This is a genomic window from Streptomyces sp. H27-H5 (assembly GCF_026627505.1).
In the GTDB taxonomy this organism is placed as follows: domain Bacteria; phylum Actinomycetota; class Actinomycetes; order Streptomycetales; family Streptomycetaceae; genus Streptomyces.
This window is the reverse complement of sequence record NZ_JAPNLK010000009.1, coordinates 47,238-66,048: the sequence shown is the minus strand read 5'-3', so window position 1 is coordinate 66,048 and position 18,811 is coordinate 47,238. Positions and strand designations below refer to the sequence as shown.

The 18,811-nt window shown below is 72.4% G+C and carries 17 protein-coding genes; 10 read left to right on the top strand and 7 right to left on the bottom strand.

What is annotated here, in order from left to right:
• Nucleotides 1-6 precede the first annotated feature (6 nt).
• The 3 genes from OTB19_RS06195 (at nt 7) to OTB19_RS06185 (ending at nt 3,294) form a co-directional block, all read left to right on the top strand.
• Nucleotides 7-792, top strand: coding sequence for an electron transfer flavoprotein subunit beta/FixA family protein (locus OTB19_RS06195; protein WP_053678301.1), 786 nt, complete (start codon nt 7-9; stop codon nt 790-792).
• A 56-nt stretch (nt 793-848) separates the two neighbouring features.
• On the top strand, nt 849-1,811 hold the full coding sequence (locus tag OTB19_RS06190; RefSeq protein WP_053678303.1) for an electron transfer flavoprotein subunit alpha/FixB family protein: 963 nt from the start codon (nt 849-851) through the stop codon (nt 1,809-1,811).
• 184 nt (nt 1,812-1,995) lie between these two features.
• A complete protein-coding gene (locus tag OTB19_RS06185; RefSeq protein ID WP_267796999.1) occupies nt 1,996-3,294 on the top strand; it encodes a DUF6986 family protein in 1,299 nt (432 codons plus the stop codon).
• A gap of 134 nt (nt 3,295-3,428) precedes the next feature.
• On the opposite strand, the gene OTB19_RS06180 is transcribed toward OTB19_RS06185, so the two are convergent.
• Entirely contained in the window at nt 3,429-4,415 is a 987-nt protein-coding gene (locus OTB19_RS06180) for a LacI family DNA-binding transcriptional regulator (RefSeq protein ID WP_267797056.1), read from the bottom strand.
• Nucleotides 4,416-4,613: 198 nt separating this feature from the next.
• Between OTB19_RS06180 and OTB19_RS06175 the strand changes: the two genes are divergently transcribed.
• On the top strand, nt 4,614-5,651 hold the full coding sequence (locus OTB19_RS06175; protein WP_267796998.1) for an NUDIX hydrolase: 1,038 nt from the start codon (nt 4,614-4,616) through the stop codon (nt 5,649-5,651).
• Nucleotides 5,652-5,817: 166 nt separating this feature from the next.
• Here OTB19_RS06175 and OTB19_RS06170 read toward each other — a convergent pair whose 3' ends face one another.
• On the bottom strand, nt 5,818-6,516 hold the full coding sequence (locus OTB19_RS06170) for an MBL fold metallo-hydrolase (RefSeq protein ID WP_267797055.1): 699 nt from the start codon (nt 6,514-6,516) through the stop codon (nt 5,818-5,820).
• 263 nt (nt 6,517-6,779) lie between these two features.
• Nucleotides 6,780-8,144, bottom strand: coding sequence for a dipeptidase (locus OTB19_RS06165; protein WP_267796997.1), 1,365 nt, complete (start codon nt 8,142-8,144; stop codon nt 6,780-6,782).
• A gap of 236 nt (nt 8,145-8,380) precedes the next feature.
• Here OTB19_RS06165 and OTB19_RS06160 point away from each other — a divergent pair, with 236 nt between their 5' ends.
• Complete coding sequence (locus OTB19_RS06160; RefSeq protein ID WP_324290504.1) at nt 8,381-9,607, top strand: geranylgeranyl reductase family protein; 1,227 nt, start codon at nt 8,381-8,383, stop codon at nt 9,605-9,607.
• Nucleotides 9,608-10,315: 708 nt separating this feature from the next.
• Here the strand turns inward: OTB19_RS06160 and OTB19_RS06155 are convergent.
• Nucleotides 10,316-10,774, bottom strand: a complete 459-nt coding sequence (locus OTB19_RS06155) for a nitroreductase/quinone reductase family protein (RefSeq protein WP_267796996.1) — start codon at nt 10,772-10,774, stop codon at nt 10,316-10,318.
• A gap of 149 nt (nt 10,775-10,923) precedes the next feature.
• Between OTB19_RS06155 and OTB19_RS06150 the strand changes: the two genes are divergently transcribed.
• The gene (locus tag OTB19_RS06150; RefSeq protein WP_267796995.1) at nt 10,924-11,622 is read left to right on the top strand and encodes a TetR/AcrR family transcriptional regulator; all 699 of its coding nucleotides are present in this window, start codon (nt 10,924-10,926) and stop codon (nt 11,620-11,622) included.
• 69 nt (nt 11,623-11,691) lie between these two features.
• Here OTB19_RS06150 and OTB19_RS06145 read toward each other — a convergent pair whose 3' ends face one another.
• Nucleotides 11,692-12,915, bottom strand: a complete 1,224-nt coding sequence (locus tag OTB19_RS06145; RefSeq protein WP_267796994.1) for an MFS transporter — start codon at nt 12,913-12,915, stop codon at nt 11,692-11,694.
• 317 nt (nt 12,916-13,232) lie between these two features.
• Between OTB19_RS06145 and OTB19_RS06140 the strand changes: the two genes are divergently transcribed.
• Nucleotides 13,233-14,204, top strand: a complete 972-nt coding sequence (locus OTB19_RS06140) for a spherulation-specific family 4 protein (protein WP_267796993.1) — start codon at nt 13,233-13,235, stop codon at nt 14,202-14,204.
• Between the two features lie 34 nt (nt 14,205-14,238).
• On the opposite strand, the gene OTB19_RS06135 is transcribed toward OTB19_RS06140, so the two are convergent.
• Nucleotides 14,239-14,490: a DUF6332 family protein gene (locus OTB19_RS06135; protein ID WP_267796992.1), complete on the bottom strand. Its 252-nt coding sequence runs from the start codon at nt 14,488-14,490 to the stop codon at nt 14,239-14,241.
• 228 nt (nt 14,491-14,718) lie between these two features.
• Here OTB19_RS06135 and OTB19_RS06130 point away from each other — a divergent pair, with 228 nt between their 5' ends.
• A complete protein-coding gene (locus tag OTB19_RS06130; RefSeq protein WP_267796991.1) occupies nt 14,719-15,441 on the top strand; it encodes an alpha-ketoglutarate-dependent dioxygenase AlkB family protein in 723 nt (240 codons plus the stop codon).
• A gap of 40 nt (nt 15,442-15,481) precedes the next feature.
• Nucleotides 15,482-16,744: an ROK family protein gene (locus OTB19_RS06125; RefSeq protein ID WP_267796990.1), complete on the top strand. Its 1,263-nt coding sequence runs from the start codon at nt 15,482-15,484 to the stop codon at nt 16,742-16,744.
• Between the two features lie 70 nt (nt 16,745-16,814).
• Here OTB19_RS06125 and OTB19_RS06120 read toward each other — a convergent pair whose 3' ends face one another.
• On the bottom strand, nt 16,815-17,435 hold the full coding sequence (locus OTB19_RS06120) for an ATP-binding protein (protein ID WP_267796989.1): 621 nt from the start codon (nt 17,433-17,435) through the stop codon (nt 16,815-16,817).
• 230 nt (nt 17,436-17,665) lie between these two features.
• Here OTB19_RS06120 and OTB19_RS06115 point away from each other — a divergent pair, with 230 nt between their 5' ends.
• The gene (locus tag OTB19_RS06115) at nt 17,666-18,793 is read left to right on the top strand and encodes a PLP-dependent cysteine synthase family protein (RefSeq protein ID WP_267796988.1); all 1,128 of its coding nucleotides are present in this window, start codon (nt 17,666-17,668) and stop codon (nt 18,791-18,793) included.
• Nucleotides 18,794-18,811 lie beyond the last annotated feature (18 nt).

Below are 18,811 nucleotides of genomic sequence, written 5' to 3'. Positions count from 1 at the left end.
GCCGGCGTGAGCCTGAGGATCGTTGTCTGTGTGAAGTACGTACCCGACGCCACCGGCGACCGGCACTTCGCCGATGACCTGACCGTCGACCGCGACGACGTCGACGGTCTGCTGTCGGAGCTCGACGAGTACGCCGTCGAGCAGGCGCTGCAGATCGCCGACGAGGCGGACGACGCGGAGATCACCGTCCTGACCGTGGGTCCCGAGGACGCCAAGGACGCGCTGCGCAAGGCGCTCTCGATGGGTGCCGACAAGGCCATCCACGTCGAGGACGACGACCTGCACGGCACCGACGTCATGGGCACCTCGCTGGTGCTCGCCAAGGCGATCGAGAAGGCCGGCTACGACCTGGTCATCACCGGCATGGCGTCCACCGACGCGGCCATGGGCGTCCTCCCCGCGATCCTGGCCGAGCGCCTGGGCGTCCCGCAGGTCACCCTGCTCTCCGAGGTCAAGGTCGAGGACGGCACCGTGACGGGCCGCCGCGACGGCGACTCCGCGAGCGAGCAGCTGGAGGCCTCCCTCCCCGCGCTCGTCTCGGTGACGGACCAGTCGGGCGAGGCCCGCTACCCGTCCTTCAAGGGCATCATGGCCGCCAAGAAGAAGCCGGTCGAGGCCTGGGACCTGTCGGACCTGGACCTGGAGGCCGAAGAGGTCGGCCTCGAGGGCGCCTGGACCGCCGTGGACTCCGCGACCAAGCGCCCGGAGCGCACCGCCGGCACGATCGTCAAGGACGAGGGCGAGGGCGGCAAGCAGCTGGCCGAGTTCCTGGCCGGCCAGAAGTTCATCTAAGAGCTTCGGTCACCTCGACGCCCCCCTGACCTCTTCGCATTCGCAGGAGCATTCCCATGGCTGAAGTTCTCGTCTACGTCGACCACGTGGACGGCGCCGTCCGCAAGCCCACCCTTGAGCTGCTGACGCTCGCCCGCCGCGTCGGCGAGCCCGTCGCCGTCGCCCTCGGCGCCGGCGCCGAGGCCACCGCCGCCGTGCTCGCCGAGCACGGCGCCGTCAAGGTCCTCACCGCCGACGCCCCCGAGTTCACCGAGTACCTCGTGGTGCCGAAGGTGGACGCGCTCCAGGCCGCGTACGACGCCGTCTCCCCGGTCGCCGTGCTGGTCCCGTCCTCCGCCGAGGGCAAGGAGATCGCGGCCCGCCTGGCCGTCCGCATCGGTTCCGGCATCATCACCGACGCCACCGACCTGGAGGCCGGCGACGAGGGTCCGGTCGCGACCCAGGCCGTGTTCGCCGCGTCGTTCACCACCAAGTCCCGCGTCTCCAAGGGCACCCCGGTCATCACCGTGAAGCCGAACTCGGCCCCGGTCGAGGCCGCCCCGGCCGCCGGCGCCGTCGAGGCGCTCGCCGTCACCTTCGGCGCCCTGGCCACCGGCACCAAGGTCACCTCCCGCACTCCGCGCGAGTCGACCGGCCGCCCCGAGCTGACCGAGGCCGCGATCGTGGTCTCCGGCGGTCGTGGCGTCAACGGTGCCGAGAACTTCCACATCATCGAGGACCTCGCGGACTCCCTCGGTGCGGCCGTCGGCGCCTCGCGCGCCGCCGTCGACGCCGGTTGGTACCCGCACTCCAACCAGGTCGGCCAGACCGGCAAGTCGGTCTCCCCGCAGCTGTACATCGCCTCCGGCATCTCCGGCGCGATCCAGCACCGGGCCGGCATGCAGACCTCGAAGACCATCGTGGCCGTCAACAAGGACGCCGAGGCCCCGATCTTCGACCTGGTCGACTACGGCGTGGTCGGCGACCTCTTCGAGGTCGTCCCCCAGCTGACCGGCGAGATCAAGGCGCGCAAGGGCTGAAACCCCCGGGTCACTCGCTGACCTGCGTACTCTCCGCCTCCGGGGCCGTGTGGTGTTTGTCACCACACGGCCCCGAGTCGTTTCCCCGGGAGGGCCGGGGGACCATTGACTGAGCGGAACCCCGTGACTAAATTCTGCAATACGGATCTAAGATTCCGTGAAGCGGAAAAGAGGAGAGTGCACGATGGGTCAGCAGGAGAAGGTGGCGACGAGCCTCGCAGGCGCGGTCAGCGAGGGCATCAGCGCCTCCCTCGCGCCGGTGGACGCGGAACTCGCGCGCCACTACCCGGGCGACCCCGGCACCCGCCAGCCCATCCACACGGTCTACGTCCCCGGTGACGTCTTCGCCGCCGACACCATCCGCTCCTGGGGCGATCAGGCCCTCGCGGCCCTCGACGAGCACGCCCCCGACGCCGCGACCTTCGCCAAGGTGCTCGGCATCTCCGGCGAACTGGCCGTGCCCGTCTACGACCGGGTGCGCGCCAAGCTCGCGTCCGAGCCCATCGAGGACCTGCGCGTCGACTTCGAGGACGGCTTCGGCGTCCGCTCCGACGAGGAGGAGGACCAGGCCGCCGCCCGCGCCGCCCGCCTCGTCTCGGAAGCCTTCGCCAACGGCACCAACGCCCCGTACATGGGCATCCGCATGAAGTGCATGGAATCCAACGTCCGCGACCGCGGCATCCGCACCACGGACATCTTCCTGTCCGGGCTCCTCGCGCACGGCGGCCTCCCCGAGGGTCTCGTCCTCACCCTGCCGAAGGTCACCTACGCCGAGCAGGTCAGCGCCTTCGTCAAGCTGCTGGAAGCCTTCGAGATCACCCGCGGCCTGCGCCCGGGCCGGATCGGCTTCGAGATCCAGATCGAGACCAGCCAGTCCATCGTCGCCTCCGACGGCACCGCCACCGTGGCCCGGATGATCGAGGCCGCCAAGGGCCGTGCCACCGGCCTGCACTACGGCACCTTCGACTACAGCGCCTGCGTCGGGGTCTCCGCCGCGTACCAGTCGAGCGACCACCCCGCCGCCGACCACGCGAAGGCCATCATGCAGGTCGCGGCCGCGGGTACCGGCGTACGCGTCTCCGACGGCTCGACCAACGTCCTGCCGATCGGCACCACCGAGCACGTCCACGAGGCCTGGAAGCTGCACTACGGTCTCACGCGCCGCGCCCTGGCCCGCGCGTACTACCAGGGCTGGGACATGCACCCCGCGCACCTGCCGACCCGCTACGCGGCCGTGTTCACCTTCTACCGCGAGGGCCTGGAGACCGCCGCCGCGCGACTCAAGGCGTACGTGGCCAAGATCGAGGGCGACGTGATGGACGAACCCGCCACCGCCAAGGCCCTGGCCGGCTACCTGGTCCGCGGCCTGGACTGCGGCGCCGTCGGCGCCGACGAGGTCACCGCCCTGACCGGCCTGACCCGCGCGGAACTGGACGCCTTCGCGATCCCGCGCCGCTCGGCGACCCTGACGGCGACCGCCTGATCCGGTCGACCGGGGCGCGCTCGGCGCGCCGGGCGCACGCGCTGCGACGAGGCCCGGCCGGGGTGTTCCCGGTCGGGCCTCGTCGCATCCCGCCTCTGCTGTCTGCTGTCCGGCGTTTCGGTGTCCGGTGTCGGTCAGGCTCGCGGGGGGATCTCGCCCGAGCCGCGCGGGATCAGGCGCGTGGGGAGTTCCATCCGGGCCGGGGGCAGCGCGGCCCCCGACAGGCGCTGGAAGAGGCGGTCCGTGGCGACCCGGCCCAGGGCGGCCGCGTCCTGGGCGACCACCGTCACGCCGGGACGCAGCAGGTCGGCCAGCTCGAAGTCGTCGAAGCCGACCAGCGCCACCGGATCGGCGCCGCCGGCCAGGATCCGGACCAGGGTGACCGTCACCCGGTTGTTGCCCGCGAAGAGCGCGGTGACCGGCTCACGGCCGGCCAGCATCCGGTGCGCCGCCGCCGTGACCCGGTCCGGCGTCGTGGAGCCCAGCGAGACCCAGGACTCGGACACCGGCAGGCCCGCGTCCGCCATGGCCGCCTCGTAGCCCCGCAGGCGTTCCGTCGCGGTGTGGATGCGCGGATGATCGCCGATGAAACCGATCCGGCGGTGGCCGCCGGCGATCAGGTGGGCCACCCCGTCCCGGGCGCCGCCGAAACTGTCCGACAGGACCACGTCCGCGTCGATCCGGCCCGCCGGGCGGTCCACGAACACCGTGGCCACGCCCGCCCGGATCTCCGGTTCCAGGTACCGGTGGTCGTCCCCGGCCGGAATCACGATCAGCCCGTCCACCCGCCGGGCGCACAATGCGAGGGCCAACTCCCGCTCCCGGTCCGGGTCCTCGGCGCTGGAGCCGTTGATGAGGAGCGCTCCGTGGGCGCGCGCCACCTCCTCCACGGCGCGGTTCAGCGGACCGTAGAAGGGGTCGGCGAGATCCTCCAGGACCAGGCCCACGGTGGCCGTGCGGCCCTTGCGCAGCACGCGGGCGCTGTCGTTGCGGCGGAATCCGAGCGCGTCGATGGCCTCTTGGACGCGCCGCTCGGTGTCGGGCGTGACCCCCGGCTCGCCGTTGACCACCCGTGAGACCGTCTTCAGGCCCACGCCGGCGTGGGCCGCCACGTCCTTCATGGTCGGCCGGTTGCCGTAACGGGGCTCGGACGGGCGGCGGGATTGGGGCACGGGATCTCCGGCGGAGTGGTCGGACGAGCCTCGGGCAAGGCTCTGACCTTGAGGATAAGCACTCGGTCGCCGAATGGGTTTCCGTGGCAGGGTGGTGCGGGCAAGCCTCTGGGGGCTTCGAGGCGAGCCATCGGGAGAGGGGTAGACGTGATTGTCTGGATCAACGGCACTTTCAGTGCCGGGAAGACCAGCACGGCCCGCGAACTGGCCGGACTCCTGCCGGATAGCGCGTTGTTCGACCCGGAGTTCATCGGGGACGCGTTGCGGGTGCTGCTGCCGCGCAAACGGCTCGCGGAGGTCTCCGACTACCAGGACCTGCCGAGTTGGCGGCGGCTCGTCGTGGACACGGCCGCGGCGATGCTGGGGGAACTGGGCGGGGTACTGGTCGTGCCGATGACGCTGCTGCGCCAGGAGTACCGGGACGAGATCTTCGGTGGCCTCGCGGCACGACGGATCCCGGTGCGCCATGTGCTGCTCGCCCCTGAGGAAACGATTCTTCGGGAGCGGATCGCGACCAGGGAGGAACCGGGGGCGCCCGAGCAGGTGGACCTGCGGGTCAGACAGTGGGCGTACGACCACATTCCGGCATATCAGCAGGCGTTGGGCTGGCTCTCGGCCGACGCGCACGTCATCGACAACGGGCGGCTGACCGTCCGCGAGACGGCCGAACGGATCGCGGAAGCCGTGCGCACGGACGTCGCGGGGATCTGCGACATAGTGCAGACACCCGAACCGACCCGGGAGACGGTGGCCTCCGGCGTCCTCCTCTTCGACGACCGGGACCGGGTGCTGCTCGTCGACCCGACGTACAAACCGGGGTGGGAGTTCCCCGGAGGTGTCGTCGAAGCGGGGGAGGCGCCGGCCCGCGCCGGGGTGCGGGAGGTCGAGGAGGAACTGGGGCTGGTCCTGGGGCGGCTGCCGGAGCTGCTGGTGACGGACTGGGAGCCGCCCGCCCACCCGGCGTACGGGGGCCTGCGGCTGCTCTTCGACGGGGGACGGCTGACGCAGGCCCAGACGGAGGAACTGCGATTGCCCGGACCGGAGTTGAGGGCGTGGCGGTTCGTGACGGAGGAGGAGGCGGCGACGTTGCTGCCCGCGCACCGCCTCGAACGCCTGCGGTGGGCGTTGCGCGCCCGGGAGCGGGGTCGCGCACTGTACCTGGAGGCGGGACGACCGGTTCCGTAGGGCGCGTTCGAGCGCGTCGACCGGGGATCGCGGATGGGGGTCGCGTACCTCCGAGGAGGCGAGCGGCGCGGCCCCACCACGTCACGGTGGACCGGGCGGGAGGGCCGACCGGCCGTGTTCCCGGCGGCGGCCGCCCCGGAAGGGGCCGGGCCGGCCGCCGGGACGTTCAGCGCGGCTGGGGTGCGGCGGTGGCGGCGTCGAGGATCCGCGCGGTGTCCCGGGTCAGCGGGTCGCCGTGGCCGAAGCAGGCGATCGACGGGGACAGGTCCGCCAGGCGACGGAACGAGGACGCGGCCTGCTCGCCGTCCACGTTGAACACCCCCGGCATCACCTGCCCGATCCCCGCGACGCAGTCGCCCGTGAACAGCACGCCCTGCCCGGGCAGATGGACGCCGATGCTGCCCGGCGTGTGGCCGGGGGAGTGGACGATCACCGCGCCGCCGCCGAACGGCAGGACGTCGCCGTCCTCGACCTCCCGGTCCACGCGGGTCGGCGGGGCCTGTGGGGCCGTCAGGCCGTGCGCGTACAGGGGGAGTTCCCAGTCCGCCAACACCGGTTCGGGAATCGGCTGTTCGCCCCGGATCGCCGGGGCGTCCAGCCGGTGGGCCACGATCTCGGCGCCGAGGCGGGCGGCGAGTTCCCCCGAGGCGCCCACGTGGTCGCGGTGGCAGTGGGTCAGGACGATCCGCTCCAGGAGCTCGGGCCGCAGGCCGAGCGAGCGGATCGCCTCCTCGATCTCCGGAGCCGAACCGGCGTATCCGGCGTCGATCAGGGTGAGGGCCTCATCGTCGCACCACAAGTAGGCCTGGCCGATGGGGAAGCGCAGCATGTGCAGCCGCCCGGGTATCACCTCGACGCGCTCCATGAGAGTCATGTCGCAAACCTACGGCGAGGATCCCGCTCCCGGCGTCCGGTTCACCCGGAGCGGAGTTCGCCCGTGGCGCAAGCCCCTGGCCCGCGCTGCGACATGCTCCCCGGAGGCGTGCCCGATCGCGCGCCCCGGGACACGTGCCCCTGGACACGTGCCCGGGCGGATGCCCGGAACGCGCGCTCCGGAATATGCGCCCCGGACACGAGCTCGGACGTGTGTCCCGGGCTCGTGTACGGGCTCGTGTTCCGGACGTGCGCTCAGACGCGCTTGGATTCCGCATAGTTGACGAGGAAGTGAGCCTCCGCGACCGACAGGCGCTCCAACTCCTCCGGGGAGACGCTCTCGTTCACCGCGTGGATCTGCGCCTCGGGCTCGCTGAGCCCGATCAGCAGCATCTCCGCCTCGGGGTACAGGGAGGTCAGCGCGTTGCACAGCGGGATGGATCCGCCCATGCCGCTGATCTGCATCTTCTGCCCCGGGTAGGCCACTGCGAGGGCCGCCGCCATGGAGGCGTAGGCAGGGCTGTTCGTGTCCGCCTGGAAGGGCTGGCCCTGGCCGACGACCTCCAGTTCGAGGCGCGCCTTCCACGGCGTGTGCGCCACCAGGTGCGCCTCCAGCAGCTTGATGGCCTCCGCGGTGTCCACGCCCGGCGGGATCCGCAGGCTGATCAGGGCACCGGCACTGGCATGCACCGAAGGGGTGGCGCCGACGACCGGCGGGCAGTCGATGCCCAGGACCGTGACGGCCGGACGGGCCCACAGCCGGTCCGCGATCGTGCCGCGGCCGATCAGCTCGACACCGTCGAGGACCTTCGCGTCGGTGCGGAAGTCCTCCTCCGGGTACTGGAGCCCCTCCCACACCGCGTCCGAGGCGAGACCGTCGACCGTCGTCGTCCCGTCGGCGGCGCGCAGCGAGTCCAGCAGCCTGATGAGTGCGGCCAGCGCGTCGGGCGCGACCCCACCGAACATGCCGGAGTGCAGGTTCCCGCCCAGCGTGTCGATCTTCACCTTCAGCAGGGTCATCCCGCGCAGGGTCGCGACCACCGTGGGCAGACCCAGACGGAAGTTGCCTGCGTCGCCGATGACGATCGCGTCGGCGGTCAGCAGCTCGGGGTGCGCCTCGGCGTACTGCTGGAGCCCGCCGGTGCCCTGCTCCTCCGACCCCTCGACGATCACCTTCACACTCACCGGCACACCGCCGTTGGCCTTCAGCGCGCGCAGCGCCAGCAGGTGCATGATGAACCCGCCCTTGCAGTCCGCCGCGCCGCGCCCGTACCAGCGGCCGTCGCGCTCGGTGAGTTCGAAGGCCGGCGAGATCCAGGCGGCGTCGTCCAGGGGCGGCTGCACGTCGTAGTGCGCGTAGAGCAGCACGGTCGGGGCGCCCTCGGGACCGGGCAGGAATCCGTACACCGACTGCGTGCCGTCGGGGGTGTCGAGCAATGCCACGTCCTGGAAGCCCTCGGCGCGCAGCGCGTCGGCCACCCAGTTCGCGGCGCCGTGGCTCTCGCTCTGGGGGAACTGGGCCCAGTCCGCCACCGACTGGAAGGCCACCAGCTCGGTCAGCTCCGTCTTGGCGCGGGGCATCAACGAGGCGATGGTCTCGGCGATCGGATTCTGGGACATGGGCACGCTCCTCTTGGGTGCGACGTTGTTCTGTTTGTACGCCACCCGCATTCGCAGGGGTGTGCGTATGCCGGGTACGGCGAAAGACATTCCCGATCCTCGCACAGCGGGCCGAGGCGATCTCTCACCGTAGGATTTCCCCGTCATCCGAGCAACAGCGTGATCAGGAGCAGCAACACATCGTGAGCAGCGACGACGACGTACACGACGCAAGCGCAGAGCGGTCCGCCGCCGAGGTGACGGAGGAGGGGAACGCCGGGGGGACCGGCGAGGTGTGGGACGTGGTCGTGGTCGGCGCCGGACCGGCCGGGGCTTCGGCCGCACACGCGGCGGCGACCGCGGGGCGCCGCGTCCTGCTGTTGGAGAAGGCCGACCTGCCCCGGTACAAGACCTGCGGCGGCGGCATCATCGGGCCCTCGCGCGACGCCCTGCCGCCGGGGTTCGTCCTGCCCTTCCAGGATCGCGTCCACGCGGTCACGTTCTCCATGAACGGGCGACTGACCCGGACCCGGCGTTCCCGGGGGATGCTGTTCGGGCTCGTCAACCGCCCGGAGTTCGACGCGGCCCTGGTCGCGGAGGCGGAGAAGGCCGGCGCGACCATCCGTACGGGAACGGCCGTGACCCGCGTCGAGCAGCACGGCGCGGCGGTGCCCGACCGGCGCACCGTGGCCGTGGTGCTCGCGGACGGCGAGACGGTACTGGCCCGCGCCGTGGTCGGGGCGGACGGCAGCGCCAGCCGCATCGGCGCGCACGTCGGGGTCGAGATGGAGCAGGTCGACCTCGGCCTGGAGGCGGAGATCCCCGTACCGGAGACGGTGGCCGCCGACTGGAAGGGACGGGTGCTCATCGACTGGGGCCCGCTGCCCGGCAGTTACGGCTGGGTGTTCCCCAAGGGCGACGTCCTCACCGTCGGGGTCATCTCGGCGAAGGGCGAAGGCGCCGCCACCAAGCGGTACCTGGACGACTTCATCGCCCGGCTGGGCCTGGCGGGCTTCGAGCCGTCCGTCTCCTCCGGGCACCTGACCCGCTGCCGCAAGCCCGATTCGCCGCTGTCGCGCGGCCGGGTACTGGTCGCGGGCGACGCGGCCGGACTGTTGGAGCCGTGGACCCGCGAGGGCATCTCGTTCGCCCTGCGCTCCGGTCGGCTGGCAGGGGAGTGGGCCGTCAAGATCTCCGAGGCGCAGGACGCGGTCGACGCACGCCGCCAGGCCCTGAACTACGCCTTCGCCATCAAGGCCGGGCTGGGCGTGGAGATGGGCGTGGGCCGGCGGATGTTGACCCTGTTCGAGTCCAAGCCGGGTCTGCTGCACGCCGTCATCACGGGTCTGCGACCGGCGTGGCTGGCCTTCGCCCGCATCACGCGCGGCTCGACGACGCTCGCCGAACTGGTGCGCCAGTACCCGCTGGCACGGCGGGCGCTGCACGCGCTGGACAGCCGCCAGACCGGCAAGGGTGGCTCGTAGGTCGCCGAGGCGGGGTGGGGTCGGTGGACGGGCCGCTCTGGGTCGGTCTGGGCCGGTCGGTCGGTCGGACCTGGGCGGGTCGGGGGCGGGACGCGACCGGCGGCGCGGGGGCGGGTGACCGGGCCGGGCCGGGGTGACCGGGGCGGCCGAGCCGCGACCGGCCTACACGGCCCGCGTCCGGTCCGCGCCTCGGTCGGGGTCGGGCCGGGCTGGCCGGTACCGGTCCCCGTCCGGGCCGCACGGCCGCGACCGGATAGCGCCTCGGGCGGGTCCGGACTGAGCGGGCCGGCTTTGGGCCCGGGGCGACCTGGCCGGCGGGTTCGGCCGGGCTGACTCGTCATGCCCGGCTTTGCGTCCGGTCTGGTCGGCGGGCCCGACTGGTACAGGCCTCGCTTTGGGTCCGGTCCGACAGGTCCGGCTGGTCCGGTCCGTCTGGCCCGGTGCGATCAGGTCGACGACGGGATTCAGTCGGTGACGGGGTCGCCCGTCTGCCCGTCTGCTTTCTGCCGGTCCGGCCGTCCGGCCGTCCGTGCGGGGCGCCCGAAGTCAAACCCTGGCGCGGGCCGAGGTCGGGACCGGGGCCGGGAACCGGGCTGGCTGCCTGGGTGCGGGTGGGTGGGTGCGTAGGCCGGGAGCGTGGGGTTGAGCGTGGCCGTGACCCGGGCCCTCCCGCACTCCGCCGGCGTGGGGACTGCGGGAGTCGGCGCCTTACTTCGTGACGGTGATTCGGAAGACGGGGTGGTCGCCGGCCGTCGCCTGGAGCTCGGCGTCGGAGGACTTCGCGGTGACTCCCTGGAAGAACCTGTTGACCTCCCAGCCCCACTTCTCCAGGTAGGCGCGCAGGATCGCCGCCTGCTGCACCGGGTCCGTGATCTCGGTGACCGTGAAGGCGCGCACCTTGCGGCCCACGCGCAGCTCCCCGCCGCCCGCGACCCGCATGTTGCGCACCCACTGGGAGTGGCCGCGAGCGGAGACCAGGAACTGCTCGCCCTCGTAGGTGTGCGGGTTGACCGGGATCCGCTGCATCTTGCCGGAGGTGCGACCCCGAACGGACAGCTCGGCAGTACCGGCAAGGCTCACGCCGAGACGGGCGAGCTTGCCGAAGAGGGCGTTGAAGCGGACGCCGAACGGGCCGGCCTTGACGTAATAGGGAGCGGGCGCGTTCATGATGGCCTCCGGGACCGCTTGGGAGAGCACTGCTCTCGCTTGAGATCAGTGTGCACGGATGCGTGAAGCAAAGCAAGAGCAGTGCTCTCTCAATGGAGCGGCGCTCTCTTTTTTGGTCACTGCTCCACCTGCGTGGCACACTGATCCACATGAGCACCGTGCGTGGGGCAAGGGAACGGGCCCGCATCGAGGTCACCGCCGCCATCAAGGACGAGGCGCGCCGCATGCTCGCGGCCGAGGGCGCCGCCAAACTCTCGCTGCGCGCCGTCGCCCGCGAGCTGGGCATGGTCTCCTCGGCCCTGTACCGCTACTTCCCCAGCCGGGACGAGCTGCTCACCGCGCTGATCGTCGACGCGTACGACAGTGTCGGCGCGGCGGCGGAGCGGGCCGAGGCCGCAGCCCGCGCGGCCGGCGCCCCGCCCCGGACGCGCTGGCTCGCGATCTGTGAGGCCTTCCGGGCCTGGGCGCTCGCGCACCCGCACGAGTACGCCCTGATCTACGGTTCCCCCGTTCCCGGCTACAGCGCCCCCCTCGACACCGTCGGCCCCGCGTCCCGCGTGGCCAACACCTTCATCGGCGTGGTGCGTACCGCGTACGAGGGGCGAGGCCTCGCCCTGCCGCCGCTGCCCGACAGCCTGCGCCCGGAGGCCGTCCGGATGACCGCCGACTTCGCCGAAGGGCTGCCCCCGGAAGTCACCGCCGCCCTGGTCGTCGCCTGGGCGCAACTCATCGGGATGGTCTCCTTCGAGTTGTTCGGCCAGTTCAACCGGGTGGTCGAGGATCGTGCCGGGCTCTTCACGCACGCCGCCGGACAGTTGGCGCAGGGGGTCGGACTCCCCGCCGTGTGACGTCCGCCGCCGGGGGCCCGCCCGTGTGGAGCGCGCGCGCCACCCCCGACCCGCCACCACCCCGCCCCACTACGCCCCGCCCTTCGCCCCGCGGTCGGTGTGGGCGCGCGCCACGTACGGTCGGGACGCCACGGTGACGGCGACGGAGACCGCGGCGATCGCGGTGATCGTGGTGCCCGGCGTGAGGTGTTGGGCGATGCCGCCGGCGATCGCGGCCCCGATGCCCTGCCAGGTCATCCGGCCGGCGGACTCCACCCCCTGGACCTGGCCGCGGACCGGAACGGGGGTCAGTTCGAGGAGCTGCTCCTGGAGGGGGAGGGTCGCGGCGAACCCGGCACCGGCGACGAACACGGCGGCCGTCATCGCCAGTACGGGAGGGTGGAACGCGAACAGCAGGTAGGGGGCGGCGAGCAGCAGCCGCAGGGCGAACGCGTAGCGCCGTCGCCGCTCGGCGGTGAACAGGCGCCCGACGGTGAGGTCTCCGAGGAGCATGCCGGCCGAACCCGCGGCCAGGAGGGCGCCGGCCCGGTCCGGCGCGTAGGAGATGAACAGCGCCTCGCAGCCGACGATCAGACCGTTGGGGACCCACAGGTTCAGCAGCAGCGCCCGCCGGCCGGGGTGGGAGAACAGCTCGACGTTCGTGGTCCAGGTCTGACGCAGTCCCGGGCGTCGCGTCAGACGGATCGAGTGCTCCCGGACGGTGGCCCCGACCACGACGAGGGCGATGCCGGTCAAGGCCGCGGCGACGAGGAACACGCCGTGCGGAGTCAGGTGCCTCAGCAGGGCGGCGCCGAGGGCGTAGCCGAGGATCGCCGTGCCACCGGAGGTGATGTTCATGAGGGAACGCGCCGTCGCGTAGGAAGCGGTCGGGACGATCTCGGCGAGCAGCCCCATCCGGGTACCGGTTCCCAGGGACTGGAAGAACCCCAGCAGCAACAGCAGCCCGAACCGGGCCGGCAGGGGGAGCCCCGGTATCGCCTGGGCGGTGACACCCCCCAGCGAGAGGCACTGGAGCGTGACCAGGGTGCGGCGAGGGCGGTGCCCGTCCGCGACCGACATCAGGGTCAGCGCGCCGAGTACCGCCGCGAACGTCGCTCCGTACATGCTCACGGCCGTCAGGAACGGCGAGTGGGTCCGGTCGTGGACCAGGGTGCCGAGTGCGAAACCGGACAGGGTGCTCGCGGCGGCCGTGAGGGTGAAGCCGGCGTACAGACCGGCGAACTCGCGGTTGCGAAGCAGGAATCGGTAGCCGGCCGTGGCGGGCACCGCGGGGCGGTTGGTGTGAGAAGGCATGAAAAAAGCCTCCGAACGCCCGGGCCGGGGGCGCTGAAGGCCAACATGATCATTCTAGCACCCCACCCGGACCCCGCTGGTCGGCGCGGGCCGCTTCGGAGCGCTGCCGAAGGAGTTGTATCGGCCGAGGTCGGGGCCCGCTTCGGCGTGATCGCACAGGGGGCCGGGGGAGGCGGCCGAATCTGACGGAGATTCACATGATGAGGTGAAGGATCGTTTTTCTGTTCCTCATGCGAAAGCGGTTGGTTCGGCTTTCACGAACCGTCCGTCCGTCTAGTGTTCGTCGGGTCCCGCCCACTGCCGCCGGAGGAACAGCCATGACCCGCGCTCGTGCCGGCAAGGCCCTGCTCGCCGTCCTGGCCACCCTCCTCCTCGCGGCCCCCGCGCCGGCCGTGACCGCCGCCGCGGACAGCGTCGGCCGCGCGCCGGCGGCCCGCACACCCGCGCCGGCCCCGGCACCCACCACGCCCCCCGTGCCCCGGCAGCCCGGGGTTCGGGGGTTGGAGGTCGGCGTCCCCGCGTACGTGTGGGCCGACGACCCGATGCTGAACGACGTCACCGCCACCGGCCCCGCCGCCTCGCTCGTGGTCCTGAACCCCGGCAACGGCGACTCCCTCTTCGACACCCCGTGGCGGGACCGGGCCGATGCCCTGCGCGGCGGCACCACCTCCACCGGCGAGCGGACCAGGGTGCTCGGCTACGTCCACACCGACCACGGCAACCGGGACATCGCCGCCGTCAAGGCCTCCGTGGACAACTACCTCAAGACACCCGACGGCCGACTGCACGTGGACGGGATCTTCTTCGACGTCGTCAGCCGCGACTGCGGTCCGGACAACGCCACCCGCGACCACTACGCCGAACTGCGCCGCTACGTCCAGGAGATGATGGACGCCGTCGACCCGACCGCCCCCGACCTGGTCGTCAACAACCCGGGCACCGCCATCGCCGACTGCTACCTGGAACCCGGCCGGCGGACCGCCGATGTCTTCGTCACGTACGAGGACACCTACGCCGCCTACACCTCAGGGGGGTGGCTCGGCGGGAACGTCTTCAACGAGGCGACCGGATACCGTGCCGGCGACGAACTCGACCCGAGCGGCACCTCGTTCTGGCACCTCGTCCACGACGTGCCCGACGCCCCCGCCATGCGCACCACACTGCGCACCGCCTTCGAACGCGGCGCCGGCTACGCCTATGCCACCAACACGGTCATGCCCAACCCGTGGAACACCGGACCGACATGGAAGTACCGAAGCCAGACCACGTACGCCGCCACCCTGGGCTGACCCCGCGAGACAGGTGGAGCCGGCGGGCCGGGGCTCAGCGGCCGTCGTTCTCCGGGCGGCGCGCGAAGCGCCACAGCAGATGCGTGACGCGCAGTACGAACACCACGCCGGCCAGGATCCCGCCCGCGACGGCCAGGAAGCGGTGCGCGGTGGGGGAGAGGTCGAAGACCGGCGCGGGCGCGAACACCGCGGCGAAGACGAGGCCGGCCGCGAGGCACGCGCTGACGAAGGCGTAGCCGATCTCGATGGTGATCGCGTCCCGATCGGCCTGTGTGCGTCGCTCCATGCGGGCAGTGTCCAATGCCCTACGGACCGTCACAAGGGCTTCTTCGAGCCGCTGTTCGATACGAACACCCCGCCACCCGCACCCGTCGCCTCGCCGGCCCCGCCGCCGCCCATCGCCTGGCCCGCGGCCCCGCCCGTCATCCGACCGCCCCGCCCCGGGGGACCCGCCCCGGACGCCGTCGGGGCACCGCGCGGGCGAGCGGGTCGGTCGGCCGTGACAATGGGAGGCATGCATGGGGAACTCTTCCCGCGCGAGCGGACCGAGATCGCACCCGGCGCCGTGCACGTGCCCGACTGGCTCGGCCCCGACCTGCAGCGGGAACTGCTCGCGGACTGCCGGGAGTGGGCACGCCCGCCCGCCGGGCTGCGCACCGTACACACCCCCGGCGGCGGCACGATGACCGCCCGGCAGGTGTGCCTGGGCCTGCACTGGTACCCGTACGGATACGCCCGCACCGCCGTCGACGGCGACGGGGCGCCGGTCAAACCGATGCCCGCCCGGCTCGCTGCGCTGGGGCGCGCCGCCGTGGCCGCTGCGTACGGGGAGGCGGCCGCGCACGGGCATGCCGGCGGGGAGCTGCCTGCGGGGCTGTGCGGCTCCTACCCCTCGTACGGTTGGCAGGGCGACGAGGTCTACGACATCGCGCTGATCAACTTCTACGACGGGGACTCCCGCATGGGCATGCACCGCGACGCCGACGAGCGGTCCGGGGCGCCCGTCGTCTCGCTCAGCCTCGGTGACTCCTGCGTCTTCCGCTTCGGGAACACCGCCTCGCGCGGACGGCCGTACCGGGACGTCGAGCTGCGCAGCGGGGATCTGTTCGTCTTCGGCGGCCCGAGCCGACCGGCCCACCACGGCGTGCCGAAGGTCCTGCCCGGCACCGGGCCGGAAGCCCTCGGCCTGAGCGGTCGGCTGAACATCACACTGCGGGTCGGCGGCCTCGCCCCGTGAGCGGCCTCGGGCACCTCCCGATCATGCGAGGATCGCTGTCATGAACGGCAACGGGGCCCCGCCGCGGGTGGGGGATGCGTCCACGGTGTCCGCGGCGTCCGCGAGGACCAGGCTGGAGCGGGGGCGCGGCGCACTCGGTCCGGCGTTGGAGCTCGTGCACACCGGCCGGGCCCCGACCCGCGCCGTCCTCACCGCCGAGCTGGGCGTCACCCGTGCCACCGCCGGGGCCGTCGCAGCCGAACTGGAAGCCCTCGGGCTGATCCGCGTCGACTCCCGTCCCGGCGGTGCGGGCGGCGCGCAGGGCCGGCCCTCGCACCGGCTCTCCATCGACGAGAACGGGCCCGTGGCGCTGGCCGCGCAGGTCCACCCCGACGGGTTCCGGGCCGCCCTGGTCGGTCTCGGCGGGCGGATCGTGGCCACCGCACCGGGCAAGGTCACCGTCTCCGCCGACCCCGCGCAGGTGCTGGGCGCCGTCGTCGACGCGGGCGCCGCGCTGCTCGCCGAGTCCGGGCTGCGGTGCGTCGGCGCGGGCCTCGCGGTTCCCTCGGCGGTCGCGGAGCCGGAGGGCACCGCACTGAACCCGCTGCACCTGGCCTGGCCGGCCGGTTCTCCCGTACGGGCCATCTTCGCCGAACGGGTGAAGGCCGCCGGGATCGACGGCCCCGCGCTGACCGGCAACGACGTCAACCTTGCCGCGCTCGCCGAGCACCGCCACGGCGCCGGCCGCAGCGCGCAGCACCTGCTGTGCGTGGCGACCGGTCACCGCGGGGTGGGCGGGGCACTGGTCCTGGACGGCCGCCTGCACAGCGGCAGCGCCGGGCTGGCCCTGGAAGTCGGCCACCTCACCGTCAATCCCGAGGGTCGGGCCTGCCACTGCGGGAGCCGGGGCTGTCTGGACGTCGAGGCGGACCCGCTGGCCTTCCTGACGGCGGCGGGCCGCACGCCCGGGCCCGAGGTGTCACTGCTCCAGCAGGCGCGTGACCTGCTGCGCGCCGAGTACGCAGAGCCGGCCGTACGGGCGGCCGCCGAGGAGCTCATCGACCGGCTCGGCCTGGGCCTCGCGGGACTGGTCAACATCCTGAACCCGGACCGGATCATCCTGGGCGGCCTGCACCGGGAGCTGCTGTCCGCGGACCCGGAGCGGCTGCGCGCGGTGGTGGCGGACCGGAGCCTGTGGGGGCGCAGCGGCGGCGTACCGATCCTGCCGTGCACCCTGGACCACAACAGCCTGGTCGGCGCGGCGGAACTGGCATGGCAGCCGGTGCTCGACGACCCGCTGGGGGCGCTGGGCGCGGCGGCCTGAGAGACCGACCGGTGCCGGCCGTCATCGCCCCGGCAGTCGTCCGGATCCGGCTGTCAGACGGCTTCGGCTGTCAACCGGACTCGGCGCCGACGGCCACCGGCGCCGGCGCCGCGTCCGCCATCGACGCCGCCATCGACGCGGGCAGCGAAGCCGGCAGCGAAGCCGACACCGGCACGTTCGCGATCACGGCCGCGGGTTCCACGGCGACCGACACGACCGGGGCGGGCTCGCGCACGGGCTTGGTCGGGATCCGGACCGTACGGGTCGGAGCGGTCACGGCGGGGGCCGCCCGCAGCGAGAACCACACCACCTTGCCCGTGCCGCCGTCCGTCCGCTCCCGCGCTCCCCACGCTTCGCTGACGGCCTCGACGAGCGCGAGCCCGCGGCCGCAGGTCTCCAGCTCCTCCAGATCGCCGGCCGCCCGCAGGACGGGCAGGCGCGGATCACTGTCGGCCACGGAGACGGTGAGGCGTCCCAGACGCAGCTCGATCTCCACCGTGCAGACCTTGCTCGGCTGCGCGTGGCGGTGGACGTTGCCGAGCAACTCCGTCACACCGAGCGCAGCCCGGTCTATGAGCGGGTCGAGCTGCCAGTGGCGCAGTTGAGCGGAAACGATGCGGCGGACCTGGCCGATCCGCGAGGGCAGGGCCTGCAGTTCGACGACGCAGTGCCTGCGGGAATGACTGATCACGGCTGCGACTCCCCGACATGAGTGTTACGGGTGCTGCACCCTCGGTAATGCTCCACCAGGGTCACCCACACCACCCCGCTGTGCAACCGAACGAGCACGACGGGCGCTGCGGGCCCCCGCCGGCGGGGACCTAAAGCGATGCGCATGGAGACCCAAAGCAAGTGTTTGCGCAGGTGAGGGAGGTACATTGCGAAGGAGGGGACCACGGAAGGCACGAAGGAGCACGGCGCATGAGCACCATCCGCACGACGGCCACGACCGCTGACGTCGACCGCAGCGACGCGGACTACCGCGCCTGGCTGAAAGAAGCCGTACGGAAGGTACAGGCGGACGCCAACCGGTCCGCCGACACCCACCTGTTGCGCTTCCCGCTCCCCGAGGAGTGGGGCATCGACCTGTACCTCAAGGACGAGTCCACTCACCCGACCGGCTCGCTCAAGCACCGCCTCGCCCGGTCCCTGTTCCTGTACGCGCTGTGCAACGGTTGGATCCGCCCCGGTCGCCCGGTCATCGAGGCCTCGTCCGGTTCCACGGCCGTGTCGGAGGCGTACTTCGCCAAGCTGATCGGCGTCCCGTTCATCGCCGTCATGCCGCGCACGACCAGCCCGGAGAAGTGTCGGCTGATCGAGTTCCACGGCGGTGAGTGCCACTTCGTGGACAACTCGATGAAGATGTACGAGGAGTCCGCGGAGCTGGCGGCGCGGACCGGCGGGCACTACATGGACCAGTTCACCTACGCCGAACGGGCGACGGACTGGCGCGGCAACAACAACATCGCAGAATCGATTTACCAGCAGTTGCGGCTGGAGCGGTACCCCGAGCCCACCTGGATCGTCGCCACGGCCGGCACCGGCGGCACCTCCGCGACCATCGCGCGGTACGTGCACTACATGCAGCACGACACCCGGATCTGTGTGCCCGACCCGGAGAACTCCTGCTTCTTCGACGGTTGGACCCACCACGACCCGCACGCGAGCAGCGACTGCGGCTCCCGGATCGAGGGCATCGGCCGTCCCCGGATGGAGCCGAGCTTCGTGCCGGGTGCCATCGACCGCATGATGAAGGTGCCGGACGCGGCGAGCGTCGCGGGCTGCCGCGCCCTGGAACGGGCCATAGGGCGCAAGGCCGGCGGCTCGACCGGCACCGGCCTGTGGAGCGCCCTGAAGATCATCTCGGAGATGGTGGCGGAAGGCCGGACGGGCAGTGTCGTGACGCTGCTCTGCGACCCCGGCGACCGGTATCTGGACAAGTACTACTCGAACGCCTGGCTGGCCGAACAGGGCCTGGACATCGCCCCGTACGCGCAGACCATCGACACGCTGCTGACGACCGGCGTCTGGCAGGAACCGACGAACTGACACAGGGGCCGTCCCGCC